Below are 24,257 nucleotides of genomic sequence, written 5' to 3' on the forward strand. Positions count from 1 at the left end.
GACCGGCTCAGCCGTTATAGCGCTGGAATACCAGGCAGGCGTTGGTGCCGCCAAAACCAAAGCTGTTGGACAGCACGCGGTCGATGGTGGCGTCATCGCGACGCTGGGTCACGATATCGAAGCCATCGGCTTGCTCGTCCAGGTGCTCGACATTGGCAGAGGCCGCCACGAAGCGGTGCTGCATCATGAGCAGCGAGTAGATGGCCTCTTGCACGCCGGTGGCGCCCAGCGAGTGACCCGTCAGCGACTTGGTAGAGCTCATGGCGGGTGTCGTGTCGCCAAAAACGCTGCGAATCGCTTTCAATTCGGCAACATCACCCACGGGGGTCGACGTACCGTGGGTGTTGATGTAGTCGATGCTGCCATCGACGGTCGCCATGGCCTGACGCATGCAGCGCATGGCGCCTTCGCCAGAAGGGGCGACCATGTCATGGCCATCGGAGGTGGCGCCGTAGCCGACCAGCTCGCCATAGATCTTGGCGCCGCGTGCCTTGGCATGCTCCAGCTCTTCAAGGACCAGCATGCCGCCGCCGCCCGCGATGACGAAGCCATCACGTGCTTGATCATAGGGGCGAGAGGCGTGCTCGGGGGTGTCGTTATAGTGCGTCGACAAGGCGCCCATGGCATCGAAGAGGCACGACAAGGTCCAGTGCTCTTCTTCACCACCGCCTGCAAACACGACGTCCTGCTTGCCTAGCTGAATCTGCTCCATGGCGCTGCCGATACAGTGAGCCGAGGTGGCGCAGGCAGAGGAGATGGAGTAGTTGATGCCCTTGATCTTGAACGGCGTGGCCAGACACGCCGAGACCGTGCTGCCCATGGTACGGGTGACCCGGTAAGGACCGACGCGACGCAGGCCTTTTTCGCGCATGACGTCGGCGGCTTCTACCTGGTTGGCGCTGGAGGCACCGCCCGAGCCTGCGATGAGGCCGGTTCGCTCGTTGGAAACCTGCGCTTCGGTCAGGCCTGAATCTTCGATGGCTTGTGCCATGGAGACATAGGCATAGGCCGCTGCATCACCCATGAAGCGGCGCAGCTTGCGGTCGATCAATGCGTCCAGGTCGATATCGACGCTGCCGGCCACGTGGCTTCTGAAGCCGCGCTCGGCATACTCTTCCTTGAAACGAATACCGCTACGCCCGCTCTTGAGCGCGTCCAGGACCTGTTGCTGGTCGTTGCCCAGGCATGACACGATGCCAAGGCCGGTGACTACCACTCGTCGCATGGAAGCCTCCTGTTAAAAATTCGCAGTGGAGGTGAATAGGCCAACGCGCAGGTCATTAGCCTGGTAGATGTCGCGCCCGTCAACGGATACGGTGCCATCGGCAATACCCAGAATGAGCCGACGGGTAATGATGCGTTTCACGTTGATCCGGTACGTTACCTTTTTCGCATCGGGCAGAATCTGCCCGCTGAACTTGACTTCGCCACAGCCCAGGGCGCGGCCCCGGCCAGGGTGACCCAGCCAACCGAGGTAGAAACCGACCAGCTGCCACATGGCATCCAGGCCCAGGCAGCCGGGCATGACCGGGTCGCCGGGGAAGTGGCAGTCAAAGAACCACAGGTCAGGGGTGATATCCAGCTCGGCGATCAGTTCGCCCTTGCCGTGCTCACCGCCCTCTTCATGGATGTGAATGATGCGGTCAAGCATCAGCATGTTGGGGGCAGGCAGCTGTGCGTTGCCAGGGCCAAACAGCTCGCCGCGTGAGCAGGCCAGCAGTTCTTCGCGATCAAAGGAATGTTGCTTGGTCACTGAATCGTTCCGAAAGTCAAAAATGGTGGTTGCGCCTAGTCTACTTCCCGAAACCGCTGAATGCACGCCGCAGGCGTCTTATCCTGTGTTTTTAAGGCGCATCGTGACTGCCAATGACGACCATGGTCGCGTACGGATGCGGCACTCCATGCGCGAAATTGTCTAATCAACGGATGATTCACGTAATATGATCTACCCAAGCGTGGGGTAAGGCGGCATGATGTCATGCATACCGTTGCCGACGTAGTGACTGCTGAATAGGACAACAAAAAACGCCATGTGGCTGCCTGTCTCGATGAATCGTCCTTTGGTCTGGGTGGCGCTGACTGCGCTGCCTGCCTGTGTCTGGATCCCGGATGCCGCGCTGCGCATGGTCGCGGCCAGCCTGGTCTCGCTGGGCTTGTGGGATGCCTGGAATCAGGTGCGTCAGCAGCGCCTTCGTTTGCGTCTTTCCCTGGATGCCATGGGATTGGCGGGAGACGCGATCGTGATTAGCGATGTTCAGAATCGCGTGTTGATGGTCAATCCCGCCTTTACCGACATTACTGGCTACGAAAGCCAGGAAATGGTCGGTCGCAAGCTGGAAACCCTCGCCGCACCGCGCCACGACAAAGCCTTCTATCAGAATTTCTGGAGTACGCTGAAGGCCACTGGACGTTGGGAAGGCGAAATGTGGAACCGCCGCAAGCATGGCGACGAATATCCCGAATGGCTGAAGGTGCGTGCCGTCACCGACCGCCGCGGCCGCATCACCCATTTCATCAGTCTGTTTACCGATATTTCGGCGCAGAAGGCCCGCGAGCGCGACCTGCGCCGCATCGGTTATGAAGACCCCCTGACCGGACTGCCCAATCGCCGCCGCCTGCATGACCTGATGGCCTCTCGGTTGCGTCACCTGCGCGCCGGGGAAAGCCTGGATATTGCGCTGATCGATATAGACGGCTTGAAGTCGGTCAACGACAGCCTGGGCGTAGAGCAGGGAGACCGCCTGCTGGCACGCTTTGCGCAACGGTTGACCAGTTACATGGCGGGCAGTGTCGTGGGGCGGCTGGGCGGCGATGAGTTCATGGTCATCCGGACCACCACCTTCGATGACCATGACAAGTGGGTCATGACGTTGCGCGACCATATGGGTCGCCCCTTTGAAATCAACGACCAGTCGCTGCGCCTGGGGCTCACCATCGGTAGCTGCCGGGCACCCGAAGATGGCCGTGATTCTGGCGTACTGTTCCAGCGTCTGGAGTCCGCGCTGTATAGCGCCAAACGGCTGGGGCGTAACCATAGCCAGCGTTTCCGGCCGGCGCTCGACAAGCAGGACAACCCTCAACTGGCGTTGGTGAGTGACCTGCGCGCGGCGCTGATCTCGGGAGACCAACTGGAGCTGCACTACCAGACCCAGCATCATCCCGGTACCGGCGAGCTGATGGGCATGGAAGCGCTGCTGCGTTGGCGCCACCCGCAAGACGGCATGATTTCACCAGGAGACTTCATCCCGTTGGCCGAGCGCCACGGCCTGATGGCCGAGCTGGGCAGTTGGGTCATCGAGAAAGCCTGCGCGCAGCAGGCCCATTGGCAGAACAGCGGCATGCCCAAGGTCACGGTGTGGATCAATATTTCGGCGTTGCAGCTGTTTCAGGGCGACCTGGAAACGCAGCTGGCAACCTGTCTGGAGCGTTATAAGCTGAAGCCTTCCCAGATCGGCCTGGAGCTGACCGAGTCGGTGCTGCTCGACGAGCGGGCCGGTGACATGGGACCGCGTTTGCAGACGCTACGCGACCAAGGGTATGCCATTGCCATCGATGATTTCGGTACGGGCTATTCGTCGCTGGGTTACCTGAAACGGCTGCCGGTAGACAAGATCAAACTGGATCGTGCCTTCATTCGCGAGCTGCCGCATGATCAGGCCGATGCCGCCATCGTCGCGGCAGTCCTGGCCATGGCGGCGGGGATGAAGCTCGAAGTCGTCGCCGAAGGCGTCGAAACGCAAGAGCAGTGCCAGTTCCTGATCAAGGCGGGCTGCACCTTGGTGCAAGGGTTCTATTTTGCCAAACCACTCTCTGCCGCTGAGCTGGAGCAGCGCTGGGTACCGCTGCCTTTGGCGGAAGGGGCCAACTGATCAGCCCACGATATCGGCACGATAGCGGCGCATGTAAGTGCTGATGCCCCAGCAGAGCGCCCCCCAGGCAACCGCCTGAGCTGGCAGTAGCCAGGGAGCCAGGGTGACGCCTGCCAAGGCCGCGCCGCCCAAGTAGGAAAGTGGCCCGCTGACGGCGCCGCAGGCCGCTGCTATCAGCGGATAGCGCCATAGCCAGGCCAGCGAATGAAAGACCAGCGTGGCAAACAGCGGCCACAGCATCCATAGCCATACAGGCAAGAGTCCGGCGATCAGCGCATCGTCATGAAAGTCGAAGCCGCCCGCCAAGTGAAAACCGCCATCCAGTATTAGCCCCAGCAGCGCGAACACGGCAATGAAGCGCCACTCTCCAGGGCGCGCACAGCGCCATGCGTGCCAGCTCAGCAATGCGGCACCCGTCGCGGCGGCCACCCACGAGCCACCCAGCACGCAGAGTAGCCAACCCGCTTCGAAACGCAGGGCGTTGAACAGCATGCCACGCAGCGAGCCCGAAGGCTTGAAAGGCCGCTTGGTCGCCAACTTAGAGCGCTCCGGTCAGCGGCAGCGGTTTGGCGGCGGGTTTGGCGAGCAGCAAATGGCACGTGCCGATGGAGCGCTCGATGAAACCGCCTTCGCAGTAGCAAAGATAGTAGCGCCACATGCGGATGAAGCGTTCGTCATAGCCTTGCAGTCTTACCTGGTCCAGGTGGGCTTCAAAGCGGTGCCGCCATTCGCGCAAGGTGCGCGCGTAATGGGGGCCAATCTCGTCCAGTGCGATGACGTTCAGCGAGGTCTTGCGCGTCAGGCTGGAGAGCATGGCATGGTGAGAGGGCAGGAAACCGCCCGGAAAGATGTAGCGTTTGATGAAGTCCATGTCGCGCTTGGCCTCCTCGAAGCGCTGGTCGCGAATGGTGATGGCCTGCAGCATGGCCTGGCCGGTGTCGGTCAGCAGACTGTCGATCTTGGCGAGGTAAGTATCCAGATACTGATGGCCGACGGCTTCGATCATTTCCACGGAAATCAGCCGATCAAAGCGCCCCGTCAGTTCGCGGTAGTCCTGCTTCAGCAGGGTGATACGGTCTTCCAGCCCCTCTTCCTGGATGCGGCGGGCCGTATGGGCATGCTGCTCTTCGGAGATAGTGGTGGTGGTGACTCGGCAGCCGCGTGTCTTGGCGGCATGGATCGCCAGCCCGCCCCAGCCAGTGCCGATTTCCAGCAGATGGTGCTCTGGCTGCACGTCCAGCTTTTCGAGCATCAGGTCGAGCTTATAGGTAGAGGCCTCTTCCAGGCTGGCTTCCGGGTAGGGGAAGACGGCACTGGAGTACATCCAGTGGCGTTGGTCCAGAAAAGTGGCAAACAGGTCATTGCCAATATCGTAATGCGCGGCAATGTTGCGTTTGGAGCCGGTCACGCTATTGCGCTGGAAGCGATAGGCCAGGCCCAGCACCCAGCGGGTAAAGCGTGCGCTGCCGTTCTCCATCTTGCCGTTGACCTGCTCCAGGTTGGCAGCAAACAGGCGTACCAGTGCCACCAGGTCGTCGGCATCCCAGTCGCCATCCATATAGGATTCGGCCGCGCCGACGGTGCCACCAAAGGCAAGCCGCTTCCAGGCGCGGGAGTGGCGAATCACCACGGTGACCTGCAAGGGCCCCGCCTGGCCCAGATGGTGGCACTCACTGCCCTCGATGAGCGTGATTCGACCGCCTTGAAAGGCATCCAGCTGTGCCATCAGCCGCGGCTTCAGCCAGCGCGTGAAGCGGTCCTGCTGGGTGGGTTGGCTATTGGGTGGTGTCGTACGCAGGGTCGTCATTTTGAAGTCTCCTTGCGCTTAGGGTGGTTATAAACGGGGACGCGCTTCAGCCACAGGCGTAGCGCTTCAAAATGGATTCCCGCTACCGTTTTCAGACTCATCCAAGGCTGCCTTGCCAACGTGGACAGCAGTACGCCGCGGGTAGCGGGCGCTGCCTCGAGCGTGAGCGTTGCGTCAAAATGGCGCTGCTCCTGCTGCCAGTTCTCCATGTGTAAATACAGCTGCTGCTCTGGCGTATTGAATTTCCAGCGGTACGTCATCTCCATGGGGTTGAAGGGAGAGACGTGCATGGCCTTGTCGAATTGGGCGTGATGACTGTGTCGCTCTGGCATGACCTGGCAGGCATAGCGGATACGCTCACGCCAGGGCATGTTGGTGACCTCCCCCAAGACGGCGCTCAAGCGCTCCTGCTGGTCGTAGACGTAATAGACGGAAATGGGGTTGAAGGAGGTCCCCAGCGTGCGCAGCTGTGTCAGCATGCAGATACGTCCCTGTGGCGCACTGCCCAGCTGGCGGGTCAGCTCCTCGCGTACGGCGGTTTTCAATGGCAGGTGAACAGGCTCCAGATAGTCCTCCCGGCGAAAGCGCGCCAGGGCGGGGCCTCGGGCACTGAAGCCAGGCACGCCGTCAAACAGGGTGGGCAGCTCGTCCAGATCCAGCCATGCCATCCATACCTGATAGCTGAAGGCGTGGTGCTTGGGCGTGAAACGGCGATGCCGCAACGTGCCACGATAAATGCGCGAGCGAGGTGCGGCGATCATCCCAGCCCATCTCCGGTGCTGCCAGGGGTTAGTTCGTGGGCAGGCAGGGCGGCAGGCGCGGTGGGCGGCGGCAGGGCTTCGTCACAGCCCAGCGCTTGAGCGACACGCAGTGCGCTCCATACCCCATCCTCGTGGAAACCGTTGCGCCAGTAGGCGCCGCAAAAGTGGGTGCGGCGGGCGACGGAGGAAATCTCGTCGTGGCGCATCTGGGCTGCTTGTCCGGCCAGGGTGAACTGCGGGTGGGCATAGGTATAGCGCCCGAGCACCTTGCCGGGGTCGATGCTGTCGCTATCGTTCAGCGTGACGCAAAACGTGGTGTCTGCCTGTAACCGCTGCAGGATATTCATGTTGTAGGTGACCGAGACGCGCTCATCGGCGCCGCGGCCATCCAGCCGATAGTTCCAGCTGGCCCAGGCGCGCTGACGCCGGGGCAGTAACCGAGTGTCGGTATGCAGCACCACCTCGTTGTCCTGATACGGCATGGCGGACAGAATCTCGCGCTCTTCCGGGGTCGGGTCGGCCAGCATGGCCAGCGCCTGGTCGGCGTGACAGGCAATCACCACCTGGTCGAAATGTTCCTCACCAGCTGCCGTGGTCAAGGTGACGCCTGCGCCGCTGCGGGTGATCTGCCGTACCGGTGTGTTGAGGCGAATGCGCGATGCATAAGGGGCGGTCAGCCGTGGAATGTACTGCCGAGAGCCGCCCACCAGCGTGTACCACTGGGGGCGATGGTTCACCGACAGCAAGCCATGGTTACGGAAAAAACGCACGAAAAAGGTCAGCGGAAACGCGCGCAGGTCGCCAATGCTGGCGGACCAGATGGCCGCTCCCATCGGCAGCAGGTAACGACGTTGAAACGCACTGCCGTAACCATGGCTGTCCAGATACTCCCCCAGCGTCATGTCGGCAGGCAGGCGTTTGCTTTCCAGGTCAGCGGTGGCCTGTTTGTTGAAGCGCAGAATATCGCGGAGCAGGCGATAAAAAGAGGGGTTGAGCAGGTTGCGTCGCTGGGCAAACAGGGAGGCCAGCGTGTGCCCGTTGTATTCGAAATCCACCGCCGTCTCATGCACCGAAAAACTCATCTCGGTGGCTTGGCTGGCGACGCCCAGGGTCTCCAGCAAGCGTTGAAAATGCGGGTAGGTCCAATCGTTGAACACGATGAATCCCGTATCGATGGCGTAAGGCGTGCCCTCGACGTCGACATCCATGGTGGCCGTGTGGCCCCCCAGGCGGCTATCGGCTTCGAAGAGCGTCACTTCGTGCTGAGCCGAGAGATACCAGCCCGCGGCCATGCCGCTGATACCGCTGCCGATCACGGCAATGCGCTGTGATGCCATACCGCTCATGGTTGCTCCTCGGTTTGCCGCGTCATGCGCAGGCCGATCGTTCGTCGTAGTGCCGGTGGCAGAATGCCCAGCAGTTTCACCAGATAGGTAAAGCGGCGAGGGAAATGGATGTCCAGCTGCCCCTTGACCAGCCCATCAATGATGGCACTGGCCGCCTCTTCCGCGCTGACCTGCATGGGCATGGGGAAGTCGTTGCGATCCGTGAGAGGGGTCTTCACGAACCCTGGGTGGATGATGCTGACATCGATGCCTTCCTGATGCAGATCCAGACGCAGCGATTCCAGAAAATAGCTGACGGCCGCCTTGGAAGCACCGTAAGCCTCGGCACGTGGCAGCGGCAGGTAGGCCGATGCGCTCGACGTGGCGGCCAGCCTGGCGGGTTTGCCCTCATGCCGAGCCGCACGCAGCAGTGGCAAGGCCGCTTCGATGCCATACAGCGTGCCGAACAGATTGGGTTTGAATACCCGCTCGATCAGCGCCATGTCGAAGTGGCGAGCGTCCACATATTCACAGGTGCCGGCATTGAACAGGGCGAGATCCAGCGCGCCCAGCCATTCGCCTATCTGCTTGCCCGCCGCGAGAACGGCCTGCTGGTCGCTGATATCCAGCGCCAAGGGGTAGGCGTGTGGCGCGCCTTGGCAGAGCGCTTCCAGCGCCTGCTGATTGCGGGCACTGACGACCACATGATGGCCTTCGCCGATCAAGCGTTTGGCCAGCGCTTCACCAATGCCGGACGTGGCGCCGGTCAGCCAGATACGTTGGGGCGTTTTCCATGTGCTCATCCTGCTACTCCTTTGGCCCAGTGAGCACGCAATGTGCGTGCGGCTTGGCAACCTTGTGTCAATCCTGCTCCAGACGCCTCTTCAGCCAGCGGATGACGCGTCCCATGAGCGGCAGATGTTCATACAGCATGGCACCAGCATCGAAGTAGTCACGGTGGCGTAACACTTTTCCACGATTGTCGAAGGTCAGGGCGCTACACCCATCGACCTGAATGGGTCGGCCGCCGGCAAGGCGAGGGTGAACGAACTCCATGGTCCATGTGACAAACGCCTGGTCACCTTGAATCTGCTGCGTGTGATAAGTGAACTGGCAACGCGATACGTTCTCGTACATGGTGGCGAAGTAGCGTTCCAGTGCTTGCCTGCCCTCAATGTGATGGAGCGGATCGTTGAAAACAACTCCTTCAGTATATACCTCGTATAGTTTTTCTGTACAGGTATTGTCTAGCTTATTGAAGAAGGCGCAAAAATGCGCCAAGGCCTGTTCGTTGTGCATGACGAATTCCTTGTTGAGTAACGGTGCCACGTGAGGGAACAGCGATGTCGGCGGCGAGAGCCGCCGACAGAGGCAAGTGTTTATCTAGCCTACTTCGACAAGGCCTTGAAGGCGTCCAGGGCACGTTGACGGGCTGCCTTGTGGTCGACGATGGGGGAGGGGTAGTCCACCGGGTTCAGCATGTCCTGTGGTGGCGCATGACGCGCCTTGGCGGGCAAGGAAGCCAGCTCTGGTAGCCAGTGGGCGATGAAGGCGCCTTCAGGGTCGAAACGCGTCGACTGGGTGGTAGGGTTGAAGATGCGAAAGTACGGGGCTGCGTCCGTACCCGTGGAGGCCGCCCACTGCCAGCCACCGTTGTTGGCGCAAAATTCGCCATCGACCAGATGGCGCATGAAGAACGCTTCTCCCCGCCGCCAGTCGATCAGCAGATGCTTGCTCAAGAACATGGCGGTGATCATGCGCAGTCGGTTGTGCATCCAGCCGGTCGTCACCAATTGGCGCATGGCCGCATCCACGATGGGGTAGCCGGTACGCCCTTCGCACCATGCCGCAAACCCCTCATCGTCATCACGCCAGGCCAGATCGCGCGTGTGCTCCTGAAAGGGTTGATAGCGGCATACCTGCGGAAAGCCCACCGCGACATGCTGGTAGAACTCCCGCCAGATCAGTTCGTTCACCCAGGTCGTGAGTCCGGCATCCCCGTCTGCCAGGTGGCCGTCGTTTTCGCTCATCACGGCTTGCAGGCACTGGCGATGAGAGATCATGCCCAGCGCCAGATAAGGGGAAAGTCCACTGGTGCCACTGACGCCAGGGAAGTCGCGCTGTTGCTGGTAGTAGCGGCCCCGGAAGCGCAAAAAGCGCTCCAGGTGATCGCTGGCCGCGTTTTCGCCCGCAGGCCATTGGCGGCCATCCACGGGGGAGTCCTCGAGCTCGGGGAGGGCGGGCAGTGGGTCGCTGGGCAGATCCAGAGGCGACTGCGCCTGAGGCGTATCGCGCAGGGCCAGCTGCTCCTGAGTTACCTGCTTGTGCCACGCCTTGGCGAAGGGGGTGAAGACGCCATAGTAATCGCCCTTGCCGGTCAGCAGGCTGCCTGGGGCAAAGGCAATGGCATCGTGGTGGCCCTGTGCCGTCATGCCCGCGTGTTTGAAGGCTTCCAGAACGGCCTGGTCGCGGCGCTGTTCGTTCAGCGGGTACTCGTAATTGAAGTGCAGCTGCTGAACGCCGTGTTCCTGAGCCAGCGCGAGCAGTACGCTGGGTGCGTCATCGAAACTGTCGATATCCCGATGCAGCAGCGGGATATTGAGGCCGGTCAAGGACTCCTTGAGGGCGCGAACACCGCGTGCCCAGAAGTCGAGCTTGTTGGCGCCATGCCCATGGGCACGCCACTGTTCGATACTGCGTAAGAAGACGGCGACCACCGGGCCTTTGGCGGCGGCCGCCGCCAGGGCGGAGTTATCGTGAACACGCAGGTCGCTGCGTAGCCAAACCAACTGCAGATCCATGAACACTCCTGTTGCGTGGCCTGTCGGGCGCTAGAGAATGCCTGATTCGCGTAGCAGCGGGCGCAAACGTGCCACGGCTTGAGGCAGGTCATCGCCCAGCATGTGGACCGGGCCGTCGCGCAGCTCTGTTTCACGCAGTCGGGCGACTTCGCCGCACACGCCGATCGGTACGCCCAAACGCTCGGCCGCCTTGGGCAGGTCGACCCGAATGTAGTGGTCGTTTTCGCGCTGACCGCTGGAGAGCAGCACCATGGAAGAGTGCAAGCGCGACACCGCCTGGGGCAGGTCTTCCAGCGCCAGCGAATGGTCGAGCAGCTGTACACGGTAGCCCTGTTCGCTGGCCATCAGCGCACACATCAACACCCACAAGGGGCCTGGGTCGTCGGGCATGGCGGTCAGCAGCAGCAGCGGGCCGCGGGTAGCCTGGTTGGCATAGTGCAGGCGAATGCCCACCTGGCTGCGCAGGAAGGACTCGAAGGTGCGCCGCACCAGGTCGTCCGGCTGAGCGGCCCATTTGGCTTCCAGGCTCAAGATGACCGGTTGCCAGAGCTCGTTGATGGCCACGCTGAGCGGGTAGAGCGCCAGACTTTGGTGATACAGCGCCTCGAGCCTTGGCAGGTCGACCGCCTCGATGATGGCTTGCAGCTGCTGCCGCTGGCTGGCCCAATCGCCAGCATCCGGCGCGGGGGTTTCCACGGTTTCCGGCTGGTCCAGCAGGTCGGCGACCTGACTGACCGGCACGCCACGGTTCAGCCATTGCAGAATACGCTCGATGCGACTGATGTCATCCTGTGCGTAAAGCCGGTGTCCTTTGGGAGTACGTTGCGGACGAATCAAGCCGTAGCGTCGCTCCCAGGCGCGCAGGGTGACCGAGTTCACACCCGTCAGACGGGAAACTTCCCGAATCGGATAGAGCGGGGTATCGGGTGGGTGGGTCGCCTTGTTGCTCATGGGCGCCATTGCCTCTTGGTTGCCTGCAACAGGTATTGCAGGGGTCTGTCTGTAATTGCCGTGGCGGTAGTTCGGTGCCGGGTCGGCGGTGTGCCACTCATTCGTGGCGTGTCGCTACGTCGATGAGCCGATAATCGCTGAGATAGCGTCACGCTATTATAGGCACCTTTGTACAACTTGTGGCGGCTAGGTACAACCTCTGTGGCTTCCATGCTCCTGTACTCCTGTCGTGATATTCATTAGACCGACCGGCCTATTAAGGCCCTGCCCAGCCCATTGCCGGATAACCAGGCATCCTCGACGCGGCTGCCTTTCCAGCTGTCGCCGCATAGTGCGATACCCTGCTGGCTGTACAGGTATTCCTGTCCGTTTGGCTTGGCGGGTTGGGCGTATCGCCAGCGATGGGCGCCCAGCTCTATCAATTCGGGAATCGATGCCGCAGGAACGGGCAAGCATTCCAGAAAGGCCTCTAGCAGTTGCTGGGCCGCGTCCTCTGGCGTCAGCTCGATATGCGCGTCGCTCCAGTCCAGTTGAGCAAGGAGGCTCAGGCTTTCCGGCTGTTCTTCACGCCCCGGCTTGGTGTGGTTTCGGGAGACGAGGCGTAGTTTGGGGTGCTGCGCATGCAGGCTTTGCCAGTGTTCGGCAATGCCCGAAGGCGCGGGTAGCGGCGCCGCAAAAATGGCCCAGGCGGCCCAGCAAGCGCGCTGTGGGAGAGCCTCGCAGGCGGCGCTCAGCTCGGGAGCCCACTGGCCGATCAGCTCGCTGGCCTGGGGCGGTGGCGCCGTGATCACGACGCGGCTGAAGGGCCCATGATGGTTTCCTGCAGCGTCTTTCAAATGCCATTCGCCATCCGTCACCCGCTCGAGCGCGACGATACGCGTTTCCGAATGGAAGTCCGTGTGTGCATGAAGAGTGATGGCATCTATCAGATACCGAGTCAGCGCACTCATGCGCGGAGCCCCGGCATAACGCAACTGACCGTCATCGTGTGTTTGCCAACCGGATGCACTAGCCTGATAGGTACACGTCGGCCAAGGGGCCACGCAGCCTGCGTGCTGCCACTGGGTGAGCTGTCGAGCGAATTCGGCATCGCGCACGGTAAAAGCCTGAGCGCCCAGATCAAGCGTCGCCGCTGGGCGGCCCTTGCTGGACATGCGGCCGCCCGGCCCTCGCGCCTTGTCGAACAGGCTGACCGTCACGCCGTGCTGTGCCAACAGATGAGCACAGGCGAGCCCTGCCATGCCTGCGCCGATGATGGCCACGGCGTCACGCGAGGTAAGAGCAGGGGGAGCGGAAATGGATTCAGGCATGGCGGCTCACGGAAGCGATGACGTGTCGAAAGACAATTCTATTGTAGCAGTTGTGTATAGATATCGTACAATTTAAAAAGTTGCAATACGGATGGTCGACTCGCCCGCTGCGCACAGCGACGGCGTTTTGCCATAGGTGATGGATAGATCATGGATAGGTGATGGAGTGCAGGGACTATCCAGCTTCAGGAGGGAATACCATGCGAGTACTGATTACCGGCGGTAGCGGGTTCGTGGGACAGCGTCTGTGCCCACAGCTGATTGCCCAAGGGCACGACGTGCAGGTGGTGTCGCGCACGCCCCACAAGGTACGCGGAAAGCTGCCCCCCGAGTGTGATATCCGCGACAGCGCGCAGGCATTTATCGATACGCCCCCCGATGCGCTGGTGAACCTGGCAGGGGAGTCGATAGCCGCCAAACGTTGGAGCGTCGAGCAAAAGGAGCGGCTGATTCGCTCGCGGGTCGACAGCACCCAGCAGCTGGTGGCGCTGTGCGAGCAGTTGGCGGCCAACGGTCAGCCGCTGCCTGCGGTCCTGGTCAGTGGCTCGGCCATGGGGTATTACGGCGATCAGGGCAGCAAGGTCGTGGATGAGGCTACTCAGCCCCACGATGAGTTTGCCCATCGGCTGTGTGCCCAGTGGGAAGCCGCTGCCAAGCCGGTGGAAGCTTTGGGGGTTCGGTTGGCCATTCTGCGCATAGGCCTGGTGCTTGCGGCAGGCGGCGGCACCCTGCAAAAAATGGTGCCGCCTTTCAAGCTAGGGCTGGGTGGGCGGTTCGGCGATGGTCAGCAGTTCATGCCCTGGGTCCATCGAGACGACCTGGTAGCCGCCATCATCTTCTTGATCAACGGGTCTGGTCTGTCGGGTGCTTTCAACGGCAGTGCACCGCATCCGGTGACCAACGCCGAGTTCACCCAGATGCTGGCCAAGCAACTGCATCGTCCCGCCATTTTCCCGGTACCTGCCTTCGTGCTGAAGGCGGGCTTCGGCGAGATGTCACAGCTGCTGTTGACCGGCGCGGACATGCGACCGGCACGACTGCTCGAGGAGGGATTCAGCTTTCAATACCCGACGCTACCGAAAGCGCTGGCGGCCATTTTCTAGCCGCCAGCAAGCCGCTGGGCTAGGCGTTCGCTAGGCGTTCGGGTCAACGGTGATGATGACCCGCACCGAGTCGAGCCGCAGACGAGTATTTTCGATGGCATCGCTGAGCGCCTGACGCTCCTGCTTGAGGGCTTCCAGCTCCTCGCTGCGCACCGCCGGGTTGTGCTCTGCCAGCGCCGTCAGGCGGGCCAGCTCGGCATCCAGCTGAGCACGCATGCGCGTTTCGGCGGCTTCCACGATGCTGGGCAGCTCCCGCTCGGCCTCGCTCTCCCCTTGGGTCAGCAGGTCACGCAGCTGGTCATGACGGCTCTTGATCAGATCACGGGCCAGCGACTTGTTGACCTTCTGCAGATTTTTGCCCAGCCCGGTAAAGGAGATCTTGCTGGTCAGATTGGCCCCTGACTCATCCAGCAGTACCCGGACGGCCGTGGGGGGCAAAAAGCGGTTCAGGTGCAGCGCTTTAGGCGCCGGGCAGTGGGTGCGGAAGATCAGCTCGGCCATCAGTCGTCCACTGGGAATGGCCGGATGGCGCAGCAGCGCCAGGGCAGTATTGCCCATGGTGCCATCCAGAATGCGTCCCATCATCTCGCGCAGCAGCGGGTGCTCCCAGGAGAGGCGTTGCACGTCATCCCGCGCCAGGGCCTGGGCACGGCTGTAGGTGGCAGAGAAGCCCTCTTCCCCTTTGACCAGCCCCGGCAGCCCGTCCAGCATGTGCTGGCTGGGCTGCAGGTGCAGCAGGCCATTGCCAATTTCCTGGCTATCGACCCCGAAGATATCCAGCGCACGCTCCACGTAGCGGGGCAGCGCCGGGTCTTCATCCAGCTCACGTACCGCGTCGATGACCTGTTGCGCCTGGGCCGGGCGGCAGGCGTTCAGCTCCAGCAACCGGTTGCGGCCCGCGTCGCGCTCGGCCAGTTTGGCGGTGAACATTGCGTGGGTTTCGTCGATGATCTCGGTGAGCGCTTCATCGTCGAGCAGCGCATCGGCCAGCGCGTCGCCAAAGGCGTCGAACAGGTCGCTGCCAATACCGTGGGGGGCACTGAAAGCGGCCATGCCTTCGTCGTACCAGCGCTGCAGCCGCTCCCCCGGGCTGCCGATGAAGCTGGGCACGTGCAGCTCGATGGCGTGGCGTTGGCCAATCCGGTCGAGGCGGCCAATCCGCTGCTCCAGCTGGTCCGGGTGTTGGGGCATGTCGAACATCACCAGATGACGACAGAACTGGAAGTTGCGGCCTTCGGAGCCGATTTCGGAGCACACCAGCACCTGGCAGCCATCTTCCTCGTCGGCGAAGGCGGCGGCGGCGCGGTCGCGCTCCACCAGCGACAGCCCTTCGTGGAATACCGGTGCCTGGTAGCCGCCCAGCACACGCAGGCCTTCGGCCAGCCCTTCGGCGGTCTCGCGGTGGTGGGCAATGACCAGCACCTTGTCGTTGGCAAAACCGTCTTCGCTGTCGTCGCTGAGCTTTTCCAGCAGCCAGTTGACCCGGGGGTCGATATGCCACCAGGGTTCACCGTTCAGTGGGTCATTGCTCAGCTCGCGGTACATGGCATCCGGGTAGATCAGTACGTCCGGGTGGTCCATGCCGGTTTCGATGAGCAGCTCGTCCAGATAGTCCTCGTCGCGCTCCAGGCGGCGCAGCACTCGGCGATAGGCGGAGGGCAGCTCCAGCTTGGTCAGGTGCAGCCGCCGCTCCGGGAAGCCGCCCACGTGGCGTCGGCTGTTGCGGAACATGACGCGCCCGGTGCCGTGACGGTCGAGCAGCGCATCGCGCAGTTGGGCACGGGCCGCATCCTGCTGTTCAGAGCTGGCCTCGGCGTTGCACAGCGTCGCCAGCAGGGCCTGGCTGTCGCGGTCGTCGGCGATGGTGGCCACGCGCTCGCGGGCGCTGGGTGTCTGGGGAAGTTCTTCCAGCGCATCGATGGCGCTGGCCACGGCGACGTAGTGCTGCTCTTCGTCCTTGAAGCGCTCGATGTCGTGGTAGCGCTCCGGGTCCAGCAGGCGTAGCCGCGCAAAGTGGCTCTCCTGGCCCATCTGCTCGGGGGTGGCGGTGAGCAGCAGCAGGCCGGGGATCTCGGCGGCCAGCTGCTCCACGCACAGGTAGCCGGGGCCGCTGGTCTCCGGGTGCCAATCCAGGTGATGCGCCTCGTCGACGATCAGCAGGTCGAAACGGCTGGCCAGGGCCTGCTCCTGACGGTGACGATTGGCAAACAGCCAGCCCTGGCTGGCCAGCACCAGCTGGGCGCTCTCGAACGGATTGGCGCTGCCGTGGGCCTGGCTCTGATGCTCGTCGAGCAGCGTGACGGTCAGCGAGAAGCGGCGCAACAGCTCCACCAGCCACTGGTGAGTCAGGCTATCGGGTACCAGAATCAGCGCGCGCTCTACGCGGCCTGCCAACAGCAGGCGGTGGAGGATCAAGCCTGCTTCGATGGTCTTGCCAAGTCCCACTTCATCGGCCAGCAGCACCCTGGGGGCGTGGCGGCGTGCGACTTCGTCGGCGATATAGAGCTGGTGGGGAATCAGGTCGATGCGCGGCCCGGCAAACCCCAGGGCGCTGTGCTGTTCGATACGCTGAAAGTGATGCAGGGTACGAAAACGCAGGTCGAACCAGTCGTTGCGATCGACCTGGCCGGTCAGCAGGCGGTCACGGGCCTGGTCGAACTGCATGGTGTCGGCCAGGCGTGCTTCGGGCAGTTCGCGCAGGTTGCCGTCGCTGTCTTCACCGATATAGGTGATCAGGCCACGGCTCTCTTTGCTGTCGTCCACGATCATCTGCCAGCCGTCGGCTGACAGGACCCGGTCACCGCTGCCGAACATGACTCGGGTAAGGGGCGCCTGGCGGGTGTTGTAGGTGCGGGTTTCCTGGCTGGCACTGAACAAGATGGTAACGCTACGGGCGTCGCAGTTAAGCACGGTGCCAAGCCCAAGCTCGGCCTCACCGTCGCTAATCCAGCGCTGGCCGGGAGAAAAATCGCTCATGATGCCTCGAGGAAGTCGTCAAAATCGGGTCGCTCGCCACCGGGAATGGGCCTCGGTGGCAGACAGGGCGGGGGATTCTAACGCAAAGCAGCGAGGGGATTAAGGGCTATCATGGTCAATCGTTCAGCCAGCGCTCCAGGTGAGCGCGGGTGAGTTCACCGACGTGCACGTCCAGTGTTCGCCCTTGGGCGTCGAACAATACGGTCGTGGGCAGGCCGGGGGCTGCGAATTCGGCCATCAGCAGCTGCCGAGGGTCGCGCAGTGCATGACGAAACACCAGCTGCTGTTCATCCAGGTAGCGCACGATGGGCAACAGGTCTTCGCCCTGGTTGACCACCACCACGCTGACCCCCTCCATCTGGTCTGCGGCTTCCAGCAACGGCATTTCGCGGAGGCAGGGCGGGCACCAGGTGGCCCACAGGTTGACCATCAGCAGGTCACCCTGCGCATCGAGGGAGGCCAGATTCACCGGGTTGCCGTCCAGGTCTTCCAGGGTGATGTCCGGCACGGACGCCACCGCAAAGGAGGGCCCCAGCGGCGCCAGGGTGACCAGAACCAGCCAGAGGCTGGCGGCACCTACGGTCATGGCCAGGCCGCCGAGCATGGCCAGCAGCCGTACACGCAGTGCCCAGGCGGTCCATACAAGGCCCGCCACCATGCCGCCAAGGGCATTGAAACCTGGCTGCCACAGCTTGAGGGCATCCAGCGGCGCCTCACTGTAGCTCTCCCAGTGTAGAATGACGAACACGGCACGAGCGCCGACCAGCCATACCAGCAGCAAGCCGTTGAACCAGCGCGTGTGCTGCTGGGCACTCAGCCCCAGCAGGTAGCGGCTGCTCACCAGCAGCATGAGCGCCACACCCAGGGCGTAGAGGCGTGGCGTCGAGATCAGCAGCGGGCCAAGTGCAATGGCATTCATCAGTTTGTCCGTAAGCAGGTACACTGATTCACCATATCATGCATGCAACACATCACGGAGAGGTCGATGTCGCAAACTTCCTTTGACCGCCTGCGCGCCCTGGCGATTGGCTCACAGGCGTTGGGGCTAACGCTCATTATCACCCTGGAAACCGTGATGGGCGACGCCGCCCGGCCCTGGCAGGGGGGCGTGCTGGCGGCCATGGTGGGCGTGGCGCTGTCCATTGCCACGCTGCGCTGGTACCGCGCCAAGCGCCGCCAGAAGCAGCAAGCGGAAGCTGCGCGTGACCGCCACGATGGTTAACGCCCTGTGGGGCATGCGCGTAGCTTGGCTATTACTGCTCTGCAGCCTGCTGGTGGGGTGCACCCACGCCGTGGTGCGTGACCACCATAGTGCGCTTTCGCTCAGCGACGCCCGCGAGACCTGGCTGGGTACCCAGGTGGCGCAGGCCATGGCGGAACAGACGGCGCCAGACGGTTTTGCGCTGCTGGCCAATGGCCAGGAGGCCTTCGCCGTGCGGGCAGGGCTGATCAGCCAGGCGCAGCGGGAGTTGAACATTCAGACCTACCTGCTGGGCGATGGGCAAACCACGCGGCTGGTGCTGTCGCGCCTGATGGAGGCCGCCGAACAGGGCGTGCGTGTACGCCTGCTGGTCGATGATATCGGGGCGGTGGGGCAAGGCGACCGCCTGGCGGCCTTGGCCAGCCATCCCAATATCCATGTGCGGGTATACAACCCGCTGCCGGTGGGGCGCGGCCATCTGGTCACCCGGGTGCTCGCATCGGCGGTCAATCCCGGCCAGCAGCATCGGCGCATGCACAACAAACTGTGGATTGCCGATAACAGCGTGGCTATCGTCGGCGGGCGTAATCTGGGCGATGAGTACTTCGATGCCAATGACGCGCGCAACTTTGCCGACCTGGATGTGGTGACGATAGGTGATGTGGTGCCTGCGCTGTCGGAAAGCTTCGATCTTTACTGGAACCATGGCCTGTCCCAACCCATCGAGCGCTATCACCAGGCTGACGCCTCTGCCTGGCAAGCGCTGAAGGTGTCGCTGGACGAGTGGCTGGAGGAGCACGCCGACTCCTCTTACTTCACCGGTTTGCGTCAGCAGCCTCGCCAGGCGCCGCCGTGGGAAACCCTGCACTGGGGGGAAGGGCTGGCGCTATGGGATGCCCCTGGCAAACTGGCTCAGGCTGGCGCGCCAGACTGGCAGGACACCCTGTTGGGCGATCTGACCCAAGCCACCCATCTCGATGAGCGACTGGTACTGATTTCGGCCTATTTCGTGCCCACCGAGCGGGGGGTGAGGCGCCTGGTCGAGCTGTCGGAGCAGGGGGTCGAGGTCGATATCATCACCAACTCTCTGGAATCCACCGACGCGGCCGTGGTGCATGGCCCTTATGCGCCATGGCGGGCGACTCTGCTGGAGAGCGGTGTCAGCCTCTATGAAATGCGGCCTGAACAGGAGGGCGGTGCAGGCGCGGAGCGCGAGGAGATGCGCGTGCCAGGGGCCTCTGCCTCGGCGCTGCATATCAAAGCCATCCTGTTCGATGATCAGCTGTTCGTCGGTTCGTTCAACGTGGACCCGCGTTCGGTGCTGTGGAATACCGAAGTCGGCGTGCTGATGCGCAGTGCGTCGCTGGTGGATGCTTTCGACACGTTGGTGAGCGTGGGTCAGGACCCGGCGATCAGCTATCAGGTGCGGCTGGATGAGCAAGGGCAGCTGGTCTGGCAGTGGCAGCAGGAAGGGCAGCTGGCGGTGCTGACCGAAGAGCCCGGAGGCTGGTGGCGACACTTCAATGCCTGGATCAGTCGTGTGCTGCGCCTGGAAAAGTGGTTATAAGCACTTCATCATGAAGCGTTGGAAAGCGTTGCTTGTGTTTTTGGCGTTCCGGTTCCAGATTAAGGGGAGCCTCGCGTCGGAGAGTCGAGGCACTCAACACACTGGGAGCGACAAATAACATGATCAACAAGCGCGCATTAGCCACCGCCATTGCGGCCTCTACCATGGCCCTGACAGGGGTGGCCCAGGCGGAAGTCAAAGTGGGCTTCCTGGGCGGCTTTACCGGGGGGATCGAAAGCCTGACGCCGCCTATTTTCGAGGGGGCCAAGCTCGCCGTTGCCCAGATCAACGAACAGGGGGGCGTGCTGGGCGGCCAGACGCTGGTCATGCCGTCAGGGGATACGACCTGCTCGGATGCATCGGCCGCGTCCAACGCCGCCGACCGTATGGTCAATACTGAAAACGTCACCGCCATCGTCGGTGCGCTGTGCACCGGGGCCACGATTGCTGCGGCCAATAACGCGGCCATCCCCGGCGGCGTGATGATGGTGTCTCCCGCCTCCACCGCGCCTGCGGTGTCCGAGCTGAACGATAACGACCTGGTGTTCCGTACCGTGCCGTCCGACGCCTTCCAGGGCGAAATGCTGGCCAAACTGCTGCTGGACAAGGGCATCGACTACGTCGCCGTCACGTTCGTGAACAACGACTATGGCCGTGGCCTTTCTGACGCCTTCAGCGCGGCCTTCACGGCGGGCGGTGGCGAAGTGGCCGAAAATCTGGCCCACGAAGACAACCGTGCCGACTACCGCTCCGAACTGGGCTCCCTCTCCGCCAGTGGCGCCGACACCCTGGTCGTGCTGGCCTATGCCGACACCTCTGGCCAGACCGTGCTGCGTCAAGCCTATGAGAGTGGCATGTTCACCCAGTACGTGGGTGCCGACGGCATGGTAGGAGACAGCCTGGTGCAGGCGATTGGTGCCGATGTCCTCGATGGCATGATCGCCACGCGCCCCGGTAGCCCGGAGCTGCCCGGCACGGAACTGTTCAATAGCGCCGCCGAAGCCGCGGGCATCGACCCCAGCGCGGTGTTTGCCGCCCAGGCGTACGATGCGGCTTTCCTGATTGCCCTGGCCATCGAGCAGAACGGCAGCGCCGAGCGTGAAGGATTGTCGGAAGCGCTGCGCAGCGTTTCCAGCGCGCCGGGTGAAGTGATTCTGCCGGGCGAATGGGAAAAAGCGGTGGCGCTGATTGCCGAAGGCACCGAGATCAACTACGAAGGCGCTTCCGGCTCTCATGAGTTCGACGAGAACGGCGATGTGCCCGGCGTGGTGGTCGAGATGGTGGTCGAGAACGGCACCTTCACCACCAAAGGGTTGGTAGAGCCATAACCCTGGACGCAGTACTGGTCAACTGACCGCCCACAAACGAATGCCCGGCCATGATTGGCCGGGCATTTTGCATTGTGGTGAGTGTTATTGGGGTAAGCGTTACGGGGCGTGTTATCCGTGGGTCTTGATCTTCTCGGGCAGCAGCCCCTTGGGAGCAAAGCGCAGTACCAGGGTGATCAGCATGCCAATCACCAGCACCCTGGCCTGGAGAGCTCGGCTGTCCATGTTGCCCGGTGCCTCCCAGCCAAAGGCGCTTTCGCCCAGCGAGACGAACAGCTGCATCAAGAACAGCGCCAGCGGTTCCGACATGATCCAGATGATATAGACCGCCACGGCACCAAAGATCGTGCCCAGGTTATTGCCCGGGCCGCCCAGAATCACCATCACCAGCACCAGGAAGGTGTGGTTGAGGGGCAGGTAGCCTTGCGGGTCGAACAGGCTGTTGAAGGTGCCCAGCATGCCGCCCCCCAGGCCCATCAGAATGCAGCCCAGCACGAAAATCTCCAGGCGGCGCTTGTTGATGTCCTTGCCCATGGCCGATGACGAGACTTCGTTGTCACGGATGGCGCGAATCATGCGCCCCCAGGGCGCGTGGTAGGCGCGATGGAGCAGGAAGAAGATGACCGCGATGACCACCGCCGTGAGCGATAGATACACCGCGCGTGCCAGCGTAAAGCCCAGCTCGGCGGGGCCAGGGGTTGGCCAGGGGAGCGGAGACACCGTGGCCGTGCCCCGGGTGAGCCAGTCGGAATTCTTCAGAAACGCCTTGATGATTTCTGCAATGCCCAGCGTGGCAATGGCAAGGTAGTCGCTGCGCAGGCCCAGGCAGACATGGCCGATCAGGTAGCCCACGCCGCCTGCCAGGGCACCGCCGACGATCCAGCCGACCCAGGCTGGCAGGCCGAAACCGCCGACGAAACCTGCCTGGGATTGAATCTGGCTGGTGACATCGCGCAGCAGGCTGATGACCACCAGGTAGAGCACCACGGCCAGCACCACGGCCACCACGGTACGCAGTTTTTTCGGCACGCCCAGGCGGTCGAGACGCGTGGCGCCCAGCACCACCACGAAAGCCGCCAGGCCGTAGAGCAACACGCGACCGAGTTCGCCAGGCAGCTCGCTGCCCCAGAAAGCATCGTTGACCGGCACACTGAACAGCATGGCGCAGAAGCCACCCAGCGCCACGAAGCCCATGACGCCCGCATTGAACTGGCCCGCGTACCCCCACTGAATGGTCAGGCCCAGCGCCAGGATGGCATAGCAGGCGGCTTCGACCAGCATACGGGTGCTGTAAGCCGATCCCATGATGGCATAGACCGCCAGAATGGCCGCAAACAGCGCGCCGAACAGCACCAGCTCACGAATCGGGAACCGGCGTTTGGGCGTAGCATCCTGCGGCGTGTAGTCGGGGTTGCGCAGCTTCGATGAAGGGTTCATTGGATCACCTTGCCTTTAAACAGACCGGTGGGACGCCATACGAGAATGGCCACCAGGATAAAGAAGGGCACCACGATCTTGTACTCCGTGCTCACGAACGCCAGGTTCGACGGCAGCTCCAGCCAGGCGGGCAAGTTGTCGCGGAAGGGGCGTAACAGCACGTTCCAGTTGAAGACGGCCAGGGTCTCGGCAAAGCCCACCACGAACCCGCCGGCAATGGCGCCGTAAGGGTGCCCCACGCCGCCCACGATGGCCGCTGCAAAGATCGGCAGCAGCAGGAAGAAGCTCAGGTCCGGCTTGAAGGTGACATCCAGCGACAGCAGCGTACCGGCGATGGCCGCCAGGCCCCCTGCAATCACCCAGGTCACCGCCACGATGGTGTTGGTATTGATGCCCGACGCCTGGGCCAGCTCCGGGTTGTCCGACATGGCGCGCATGGCCTTGCCCAACCGTGAGCGATTCAGAAAGACGTGCAGCGCAATGACGGCTACCAGGGTGATCACGAACAGGTAAATCTGTGGTTCAGTGATCACGATGGGCGCACGGACCCCTTCGAAGGGCAGGGCAATGCGGAAGATTTCCTTGCGGTCATCCACGTAAAGGCTTTGCCCGCCGGTACCGGCAAACAGACGAATCAGGCCCTGCAGCATCAGGGTGACACCGAGGGAGCCAATCACCATGACGATGGGCTTGACGCCGTGGGCACGCAGCGGCTTGTAAAAGGCCTTGTCGATGCCCACCGCCAGCAGCGCGGTCAAGAGCATGGCCAGGGGCAGCATGACCAGTGCGGTCGGCACGCCTATGCTGGGGCCGACCGCCGGGAAGGCGGTGGTCAGCAGCAGCACCATGAAGGCGCCGAAGGTCATCATGTCGGCGTGGGCAAAGTGCGCAAAGCGCATGATGCTGAAGATCAGCGTGACGCCAATTGCCCCGATGGCATAGATCGAGCCTGTCACGCTGCCCGCGATCACCACGTTATTGATAAAAAAGACCAGTTCGTTCACAGGTTTCTCCCCCGGGCTAGCCGCCCAAAAAGCTTTTTGCGACATCCGGGTCGGCCAGCAGCGCAGCCCCTGTGTCCGTGAAGCGGTTCTGCCCGGCGGCCAGCACAAAGCCCTTGTCGGCAATGGCCAGTGCCTGCTTGGCGTTCTGTTCGACCATCAAGATGCCAACGCCTGCGGCATTGATCTTTTTCACGCGGTCAAAGATTTCGTTCATGTAGAGTGGCGACAACCCCGCCGTGGGTTCGTCCAGCAGCAGCAGGCTGGGCTCTGCCATCAGAGCACGGCCCATGGCCACCATCTGACGCTGGCCGCCCGACAGCTCCCCCGCCGGCTGATGGCGTTTCTCCACCAGCGGCGGGAAGAAGTCGTATACCTGCTCAAGCATGCGCTTGACGTTGTTGGGCTTCAGGTAGGCCCCCATCTCCAGGTTTTCCTTCACCGTCAGGCTGGGAAAGACGTTCTTCTCCTGAGGCACGAAGCCCATGCCACGCTCCACCAGCTGATTCGGTGGCAGGTTGTGGATCGGCTGACCGTTGAGCAGTATTTCGCCCTGATTGACGTTGAGCAGGCCAAACACCGCCTTGAGCATGGTCGATTTGCCTGCGCCGTTGGGGCCGACGATCACGCCGACCTCATCGGCGTACAGGGTCATGTCGACCCCGTTGAGGATATTCATGCTGCCATAGCCGCCGTGCACATGGCGCGCTTCGAGCAGCGGCTGGGGAGTTGCGGGGGTAGATGACATAAGGTGTCTCAGCAAACGTCGCGCAGTGTTTCTGTCACGATCATGTTGTTATCTCCATGCGCTGCCAGGCAG

21 protein-coding genes are annotated in these 24,257 nt (G+C 62.5%); 5 read left to right on the plus strand and 16 right to left on the minus strand.

What is annotated here, in order from left to right; genetic code table 11:
* Positions 1-7 precede the first annotated feature (7 nt).
* Together fabB and fabA are read right to left on the minus strand one after the other, a co-directional pair.
* Positions 8-1,225 carry a beta-ketoacyl-ACP synthase I gene (gene fabB / locus IE091_RS04840; protein WP_039180755.1) on the minus strand — a complete coding sequence of 406 codons (1,218 nt, stop codon included), beginning with the start codon at positions 1,223-1,225 and terminating at the stop codon, positions 8-10.
* A gap of 12 nt (positions 1,226-1,237) precedes the next feature.
* Positions 1,238-1,753, minus strand: a complete 516-nt coding sequence (gene fabA / locus IE091_RS04845; protein ID WP_039180752.1) for a 3-hydroxyacyl-[acyl-carrier-protein] dehydratase FabA — start codon at positions 1,751-1,753, stop codon at positions 1,238-1,240.
* 277 nt (positions 1,754-2,030) lie between these two features.
* Here fabA and IE091_RS04850 point away from each other — a divergent pair, with 277 nt between their 5' ends.
* Entirely contained in the window at positions 2,031-3,869 is a 1,839-nt protein-coding gene (locus IE091_RS04850) for a putative bifunctional diguanylate cyclase/phosphodiesterase (protein WP_189462958.1), read from the plus strand.
* Here IE091_RS04850 and IE091_RS04855 read toward each other — a convergent pair whose 3' ends face one another.
* The 9 genes from IE091_RS04855 to IE091_RS04895 form a co-directional block, all read right to left on the minus strand.
* A complete protein-coding gene (locus IE091_RS04855; protein ID WP_189463011.1) occupies positions 3,870-4,361 on the minus strand; it encodes a DUF2878 domain-containing protein in 492 nt (163 codons plus the stop codon).
* 46 nt (positions 4,362-4,407) lie between these two features.
* Entirely contained in the window at positions 4,408-5,676 is a 1,269-nt protein-coding gene (locus IE091_RS04860; RefSeq protein ID WP_039180745.1) for an SAM-dependent methyltransferase, read from the minus strand.
* Positions 5,673-6,437 (minus strand): DUF1365 domain-containing protein, encoded by a 765-nt coding sequence (locus IE091_RS04865; protein ID WP_189462959.1) that lies wholly within the window; start codon positions 6,435-6,437, stop codon positions 5,673-5,675. Before IE091_RS04865 ends, IE091_RS04860 begins: the two co-directional genes overlap by 4 nt.
* Entirely contained in the window at positions 6,434-7,783 is a 1,350-nt protein-coding gene (locus tag IE091_RS04870; RefSeq protein WP_039180739.1) for an NAD(P)/FAD-dependent oxidoreductase, read from the minus strand. Before IE091_RS04870 ends, IE091_RS04865 begins: the two co-directional genes overlap by 4 nt.
* Positions 7,780-8,565: an SDR family NAD(P)-dependent oxidoreductase gene (locus IE091_RS04875; protein ID WP_189462960.1), complete on the minus strand. Its 786-nt coding sequence runs from the start codon at positions 8,563-8,565 to the stop codon at positions 7,780-7,782. Before IE091_RS04875 ends, IE091_RS04870 begins: the two co-directional genes overlap by 4 nt.
* Before the next feature lie 58 nt (positions 8,566-8,623).
* Complete coding sequence (locus tag IE091_RS04880) at positions 8,624-9,061, minus strand: nuclear transport factor 2 family protein (protein ID WP_039180734.1); 438 nt, start codon at positions 9,059-9,061, stop codon at positions 8,624-8,626.
* A gap of 89 nt (positions 9,062-9,150) precedes the next feature.
* A complete protein-coding gene (gene phrB, locus IE091_RS04885) occupies positions 9,151-10,563 on the minus strand; it encodes a deoxyribodipyrimidine photo-lyase (RefSeq protein WP_189462961.1) in 1,413 nt (470 codons plus the stop codon).
* 30 nt (positions 10,564-10,593) lie between these two features.
* On the minus strand, positions 10,594-11,514 hold the full coding sequence (locus IE091_RS04890; protein WP_186299159.1) for a MerR family transcriptional regulator: 921 nt from the start codon (positions 11,512-11,514) through the stop codon (positions 10,594-10,596).
* A 239-nt stretch (positions 11,515-11,753) separates the two neighbouring features.
* Positions 11,754-12,824, minus strand: a complete 1,071-nt coding sequence (locus IE091_RS04895; RefSeq protein WP_189462962.1) for an NAD(P)/FAD-dependent oxidoreductase — start codon at positions 12,822-12,824, stop codon at positions 11,754-11,756.
* Positions 12,825-13,024: 200 nt separating this feature from the next.
* Here IE091_RS04895 and IE091_RS04900 point away from each other — a divergent pair, with 200 nt between their 5' ends.
* On the plus strand, positions 13,025-13,927 hold the full coding sequence (locus IE091_RS04900; protein WP_189462963.1) for a TIGR01777 family oxidoreductase: 903 nt from the start codon (positions 13,025-13,027) through the stop codon (positions 13,925-13,927).
* A 30-nt stretch (positions 13,928-13,957) separates the two neighbouring features.
* On the opposite strand, the gene rapA is transcribed toward IE091_RS04900, so the two are convergent.
* Together rapA and IE091_RS04910 are read right to left on the minus strand one after the other, a co-directional pair.
* On the minus strand, positions 13,958-16,903 hold the full coding sequence (gene rapA, locus IE091_RS04905; RefSeq protein ID WP_096921659.1) for an RNA polymerase-associated protein RapA: 2,946 nt from the start codon (positions 16,901-16,903) through the stop codon (positions 13,958-13,960).
* Positions 16,904-17,018: 115 nt separating this feature from the next.
* Positions 17,019-17,822 (minus strand): TlpA disulfide reductase family protein, encoded by an 804-nt coding sequence (locus IE091_RS04910; RefSeq protein ID WP_189462964.1) that lies wholly within the window; start codon positions 17,820-17,822, stop codon positions 17,019-17,021.
* A gap of 66 nt (positions 17,823-17,888) precedes the next feature.
* Between IE091_RS04910 and IE091_RS04915 the strand changes: the two genes are divergently transcribed.
* From IE091_RS04915 to IE091_RS04925, 3 genes are all read left to right on the plus strand, one after another.
* Positions 17,889-18,125 (plus strand): hypothetical protein, encoded by a 237-nt coding sequence (locus IE091_RS04915; protein ID WP_100730924.1) that lies wholly within the window; start codon positions 17,889-17,891, stop codon positions 18,123-18,125.
* Positions 18,106-19,671 (plus strand): phospholipase D family protein, encoded by a 1,566-nt coding sequence (locus IE091_RS04920; protein ID WP_229800757.1) that lies wholly within the window; start codon positions 18,106-18,108, stop codon positions 19,669-19,671. Before IE091_RS04915 ends, IE091_RS04920 begins: the two co-directional genes overlap by 20 nt.
* Before the next feature lie 119 nt (positions 19,672-19,790).
* A complete protein-coding gene (locus tag IE091_RS04925; protein ID WP_039180708.1) occupies positions 19,791-20,999 on the plus strand; it encodes an ABC transporter substrate-binding protein in 1,209 nt (402 codons plus the stop codon).
* Between the two features lie 111 nt (positions 21,000-21,110).
* On the opposite strand, the gene IE091_RS04930 is transcribed toward IE091_RS04925, so the two are convergent.
* Genes IE091_RS04930 through IE091_RS04940 form a run of 3 tightly spaced genes read right to left on the minus strand, consistent with a single transcriptional unit; the run spans position 21,111 to position 24,185 of the window.
* Positions 21,111-22,436 (minus strand): branched-chain amino acid ABC transporter permease, encoded by a 1,326-nt coding sequence (locus IE091_RS04930; protein ID WP_039180707.1) that lies wholly within the window; start codon positions 22,434-22,436, stop codon positions 21,111-21,113.
* Positions 22,433-23,440 (minus strand): branched-chain amino acid ABC transporter permease, encoded by a 1,008-nt coding sequence (locus tag IE091_RS04935; RefSeq protein WP_189462965.1) that lies wholly within the window; start codon positions 23,438-23,440, stop codon positions 22,433-22,435. The genes IE091_RS04930 and IE091_RS04935 overlap by 4 nt, the downstream gene beginning before the upstream one ends.
* 16 nt (positions 23,441-23,456) lie before the next feature.
* Positions 23,457-24,185 (minus strand): ABC transporter ATP-binding protein, encoded by a 729-nt coding sequence (locus IE091_RS04940; protein WP_039180702.1) that lies wholly within the window; start codon positions 24,183-24,185, stop codon positions 23,457-23,459.
* Positions 24,186-24,257: the final 72 nt, after the last annotated feature.

Origin of the sequence: Vreelandella hamiltonii (genome assembly GCF_014651775.1) — a bacterium.
Taxonomy (GTDB): Bacteria; Pseudomonadota; Gammaproteobacteria; order Pseudomonadales; family Halomonadaceae; genus Vreelandella; species Vreelandella hamiltonii.

Excerpts from the sequence above, each read along its gene's own strand:
- fabB (WP_039180755.1), bottom strand. The coding sequence starts at position 1,225 with ATGCGACGAGTGGTAGTCACCGGCCTTGGCATCGTGTCATGCCTGGGC.
- IE091_RS04850 (WP_189462958.1), top strand. The coding sequence starts at position 2,031 with ATGTGGCTGCCTGTCTCGATGAATCGTCCTTTGGTCTGGGTGGCGCTG.
- IE091_RS04855 (WP_189463011.1), bottom strand. The coding sequence starts at position 4,361 with ATGCTGTTCAACGCCCTGCGTTTCGAAGCGGGTTGGCTACTCTGCGTG.
- IE091_RS04860 (WP_039180745.1), bottom strand. The coding sequence starts at position 5,676 with ATGACGACCCTGCGTACGACACCACCCAATAGCCAACCCACCCAGCAG.
- IE091_RS04865 (WP_189462959.1), bottom strand. The coding sequence starts at position 6,437 with ATGATCGCCGCACCTCGCTCGCGCATTTATCGTGGCACGTTGCGGCAT.
- IE091_RS04870 (WP_039180739.1), bottom strand. The coding sequence starts at position 7,783 with ATGAGCGGTATGGCATCACAGCGCATTGCCGTGATCGGCAGCGGTATC.
- IE091_RS04875 (WP_189462960.1), bottom strand. The coding sequence starts at position 8,565 with ATGAGCACATGGAAAACGCCCCAACGTATCTGGCTGACCGGCGCCACG.
- IE091_RS04880 (WP_039180734.1), bottom strand. The coding sequence starts at position 9,061 with ATGCACAACGAACAGGCCTTGGCGCATTTTTGCGCCTTCTTCAATAAG.
- phrB (WP_189462961.1), bottom strand. The coding sequence starts at position 10,563 with ATGGATCTGCAGTTGGTTTGGCTACGCAGCGACCTGCGTGTTCACGAT.
- IE091_RS04890 (WP_186299159.1), bottom strand. The coding sequence starts at position 11,514 with ATGAGCAACAAGGCGACCCACCCACCCGATACCCCGCTCTATCCGATT.
- IE091_RS04895 (WP_189462962.1), bottom strand. The coding sequence starts at position 12,824 with ATGCCTGAATCCATTTCCGCTCCCCCTGCTCTTACCTCGCGTGACGCC.
- IE091_RS04900 (WP_189462963.1), top strand. The coding sequence starts at position 13,025 with ATGCGAGTACTGATTACCGGCGGTAGCGGGTTCGTGGGACAGCGTCTG.
- rapA (WP_096921659.1), bottom strand. The coding sequence starts at position 16,903 with ATGAGCGATTTTTCTCCCGGCCAGCGCTGGATTAGCGACGGTGAGGCC.
- IE091_RS04910 (WP_189462964.1), bottom strand. The coding sequence starts at position 17,822 with ATGAATGCCATTGCACTTGGCCCGCTGCTGATCTCGACGCCACGCCTC.
- IE091_RS04915 (WP_100730924.1), top strand. The coding sequence starts at position 17,889 with ATGTCGCAAACTTCCTTTGACCGCCTGCGCGCCCTGGCGATTGGCTCA.
- IE091_RS04925 (WP_039180708.1), top strand. The coding sequence starts at position 19,791 with ATGATCAACAAGCGCGCATTAGCCACCGCCATTGCGGCCTCTACCATG.
- IE091_RS04930 (WP_039180707.1), bottom strand. The coding sequence starts at position 22,436 with ATGAACCCTTCATCGAAGCTGCGCAACCCCGACTACACGCCGCAGGAT.
- IE091_RS04940 (WP_039180702.1), bottom strand. The coding sequence starts at position 24,185 with ATGTCATCTACCCCCGCAACTCCCCAGCCGCTGCTCGAAGCGCGCCAT.